This is a genomic window from Amycolatopsis sp. SID8362 (genome assembly GCF_010550475.1).
Taxonomy (GTDB): Bacteria; Actinomycetota; Actinomycetes; order Mycobacteriales; family Pseudonocardiaceae; genus Amycolatopsis; species Amycolatopsis eburnea.
The window spans coordinates 1-3810 of the sequence record NZ_JAAGNB010001235.1 but is presented as its reverse complement, the minus strand read 5'-3'; the positions used below and the strand labels follow the sequence as shown (position 1 = coordinate 3810).

The window sequence follows — 3810 nt, the reverse complement described above, 5'->3', positions numbered from 1 at the left end:
GCCGTCCGCCGACGCGAGGCCGCCCGCGCGGTACCGCGGCCACGTGACGCTCACCCCGCCGGCGATCGCCAGGTCGCAGCGGTATTCGGCGAGGCTCTGCGCGGCCAGGCCGACCGCGGCGAGCGAGCTGGAGCAGGCACTTTGGACGGCGACCGCGGGCCCGGTCAGCCCCAGCCGGTAGGCGACCTGGCCGGGCAGGTGGTCGGTGAGCTGGCGGCCGAGCAGCCTGCCCTCCCAATCGTCCGGGTCGACGTCGCCGGTGACGGCCGGGTTCCCGAAGAGGTGGAAGAGGAAGTACCGGTTGACCCCGGCGGAGGTGAACACCCCGACCGGGCCGTGCTCCCGCGCCGGGTCGCGGCCCGCGTCCTCCAGCGCCCGCCACGCGGTCTCCAGGAACAGGCGGTGCTGCGGGTCGGTGCGCGCCGCTTCCTCCGCGGTGAACCCGAAGAACCCGGCGTCGAAGTCTTCGACCCCGTCGAGGCGGCCGCCGGCCCGCACGTACGCGGGGTCGGCGCGCAGGCCGGGCCCGATGCCGAGCGCGGCCAGTTCGTCGTCGGTGTAGTCGTGGACCGCGTCCGCGCCGGCGCAGAGGTTCCACCAGAACGCGTCCGCGTCGGGCGCGCCCGGGAACCGGCAGGCGAGCCCGACGACGGCGATGAGATCGCTGCCCGGCTCGTCCTCCTCGGCTTCGGCAGGCGCGGCGCGGGGACCGTCCTCAGTGGCCGGTTCCAGGTAGGCGGCCTGCGCCGCGACCGTCGGGTGCTCCAGCAGGGCGAGCAGCGGAACGTCCACACCGGCCTCTGTGGCCAGCCGCTGCTGGACCCGGCCCAGCAGCAGCGAATGCCCGCCGACGTCGAAGAACGCGTCCTCGGTGCCGAACCCGTCGTGCCCCAGCACGGCGACCCAGATCGCGTGCACCCGCCGCTGCGCCGCGGTCATCGGCCCGGCCGCGACGGGCGCGGGTGGGCGGGGGTCCGGAAGCGCTTCCTCGTCGAGCTTCCCCGTGACCGTCAGCGGGAACGCCGGGACGGCGACGACCGCGGACGGCACCGAGTGCCCGGGCAGCACGTCGGCCAGCGCGGCCCGCAGCGCCGTCACGTCCGGCTGTCCGGCCGGCACGACGTAGGCGAGCAGCTCGCCGTCCCGCACGATGGCGCGGGCTTCGGCGACCCCCGGCAGTTCGCCGAGACAGGCTTCGATCTCCGTCAGCTCGACCCGGAACCCGCGCACCTTCACCTGCCGGTCGAGGCGGCCGAGGCAGACGACGGTCCCGTCCGGCCGGAGCTCGCCGAGGTCGCCGGTGCGGTAGCTGCGGACGCCGTCGGCGGTGGTGCCGAACGCCGGGCCCGGCTGGTCGAAGTAGCCGTCGACCAGGTATTCGCCGCTGACTTCGAGCTCGCCGCCGTCGAGCACGGTGAGCGTGTAGCCGGGCAGCGCGGTGCCGATCGGCAGCGGGCCGGTGGCGCCGGCGGGGACGTCGGCGGCGGTCAGCCGGTACTGCGCGGCGAAGGTCACCTCGGTCGCGCCGTACCCGTTGACGTACACGCAATCCGGGGCGAAGCGGCCGCGGCGGACGTCGGCGTAGGTGGCCTGCTCGCCACCCAGCAGGACGGTCTGGACCGACGGCAGGTCGCCGTCGAGCGCGTCCAGGAGGTGGCGGTAGACCGTCGGCGTCGAGTGGTAGACGGTGACGCCGTGCCGCGCGAGTTCGCGCGCGGCGTGCGCGACGCCGTGGGCCCGGACGTCCACCGGCACCACGGCGGCGCCGGTCAGCAGCGCCGGGTAGAGGTCCGGGATCGCCGCGTCGAAGCCGAAGGAAGCCAGCAGGCTGAGCCGGTCGTCGGCGGTGATGCCGAGCGTCGCGATCTGGTTGTCCACCACGTGCAGCAGGTTGCGGTGGGTCTGCGCGACCGCTTTCGGCGTGCCGGTCGAGCCGGAGGTGAACAGCACGTAGGCCGGCGCGTCCGGGTCCGGGTCGGGCACCGGCAGCGGCGCGGTGTCCGGCCCGGTCGCCACGACCCGGGCGGAAGTGCTGCGGCACAACGCTTCCGCGAGGCTGGCGTGCTCGGGGATGGTGAGCACGGCCGACACGCGGGCCGCCGCGACCTGGTGGGCGAGCCGGTCCCGCGGGAACGTCGGGTCGAGCGGGACGTACGTGCAGCCCGCGGCCAGGGTGCCGAGGATCGCGGCGATCGCGCCCGTCCCGTGCCCGGTCAGCAGGCCGACGAACTCCCCCGGCCGGACGCCGGCGTCGAGCAGCCGGGCGGCGTGCCCGCCGGCCAGCCCGGCCAGCCGCCCGTAGCTCACCGCCGAGTCGTGCTCGACGATCGCGATCCGGTCGGGCCACTGCCCCGCGATTCCCGCGAAACGTCTGATGCAGCCGTCTTGCGTCATCGCTCGGTGTCGGCTCCCGACGGCGAATGGGCGCGCGGAAACCACGGCGGTGACGTCGACTTCATCTCACTCCCCAGTGCGATTCATGGCGAAGAATCACGCAAGGTTAAGGCTCAAGTCGTCGCGTGGGGATACGCAATCCGCAGAGTTCAGCCGAATGACCTATCGATCCTGGACCATACGCAGGAATTTCCCACGTGATCCACTCCCGAAGCGGGCCCACTTGCCACCGTGGACACTCGATCGACTACCGGCCGTGACGCATCCGAATTGCGTGGTTCGCCGGTCGGATATTCACCGACAACCCCTTTCACGAAAACGATCCAGAATCGAGCAGCTGCGCGACACCGGCCGCGGTGTCCACACTGGATTGCGGGTTCTGGCCCGTCACGAGGTTCCGGTCGGCGACGACCGTGCTCGACCACGGCGCACCCGGCGTCACGCCGGCGCCCTGCTCGCGGAGCCGGGCCTCGACGAAGAACGGCGTCCGCTCTCCCAGCCCGCCCTGGCGCTCTTCCTCGTCGCTGAAGGAGGTCATCGTGCGCCCGGCGAAGGTGAACGTCCCGTCGTCCCGGCGGGCGGCGAGGAGCCCCGCGACGCCGTGGCACAGCGCCGCGACGAGCTTGCCCTCGTCGTCCGCCGCGGTCAGCAGCCGGCCGAGCGCCGGATCCGCGACCAGGTCTGCCATCGGCCCGTGGCCGCCGGGCAGGTAGAACGCGTCGTAGCCCTCGACGGTCGCGTCGGCCAGTTTCAGCGGCGCGGCCAGGCCGTCGAGCGTGTCCAGGTACGCGCGGTAGTTCGCCCCGGCCACGGGGTCGACGCCGCCGCGCTCGTCGAAGCTGATCGGGTCGGCGACCGGCCGCCGCCCGTCCGGGGTGGCGATGTCGACGCGGTGCCCGGCCTCGGTGAGCACCCGGTGCGACTCGGCGACCTCCTCCGCCCAGAAGCCGGTGGGGTGGTCGGTGCCGTCGGCGAGGCGGAGCCGGTCGGCGGCCGAAACGATCATCAGGATCCGTGCCATGTCTGGGTTTTCCTTGTCCGCGGGACCCGGTGCCCCGCACGCCGGCAACAACCGTGCGAGCCCGGCGCGTAATCCGTACCATCCATAACGATGCTTATGGAAGGTGGCTTGCATGCCAAGTCTGGACCTGCTCAGCACGTTCCTCGCGGTCTACCGCCGCGGCTCGCTCTCGGCCGCGGCGGCGGAACTGGGCCTGACCCAGCCCGCCGTCACCGGCCAGCTGTCCCGGCTGGAGAAGGAGCTGGGCGAGCCGTTGTTCACCCGGTCCCGCCACGGCGCCGCGCCGACCGGCCGCGCGGTCGAGCTGGCCGCGCGCATCGGCACCCGGATCGACGAACTGCGGGGCGCGCTCACGGCCGGCCCGGAGGACGCGGTCCCGCTCGACCGGGTGGCAC

The 3810-nt window shown here is 73.6% G+C and carries 3 protein-coding genes; 1 reads left to right on the top strand and 2 read right to left on the bottom strand.

Annotated features, from left to right (window positions below; genetic code table 11):
* A partial coding sequence (locus G3I65_RS38480; RefSeq protein ID WP_160700451.1) for an AMP-binding protein occupies positions 1 to 2394 on the bottom strand: 2394 nt, incomplete at its 3' end.
* A gap of 310 nt (positions 2395 to 2704) precedes the next feature.
* Positions 2705 to 3415, bottom strand: a complete 711-nt coding sequence (locus tag G3I65_RS38475) for a type 1 glutamine amidotransferase domain-containing protein (RefSeq protein WP_160700450.1) — start codon at positions 3413 to 3415, stop codon at positions 2705 to 2707.
* A gap of 112 nt (positions 3416 to 3527) precedes the next feature.
* On the opposite strand from G3I65_RS38475, the gene G3I65_RS38470 reads away from it, so the two are divergent.
* The coding region (locus tag G3I65_RS38470) for a LysR family transcriptional regulator (protein ID WP_160700449.1) at positions 3528 to 3810 on the top strand (283 nt) is incomplete at its 3' end.

Bases quoted from the DNA above. Each gene is read 5' to 3' on its own strand.
- G3I65_RS38475 (WP_160700450.1), bottom strand. From the start codon at position 3,415: ATGGCACGGATCCTGATGATCGTTTCGGCCGCCGACCGGCTCCGCCTC.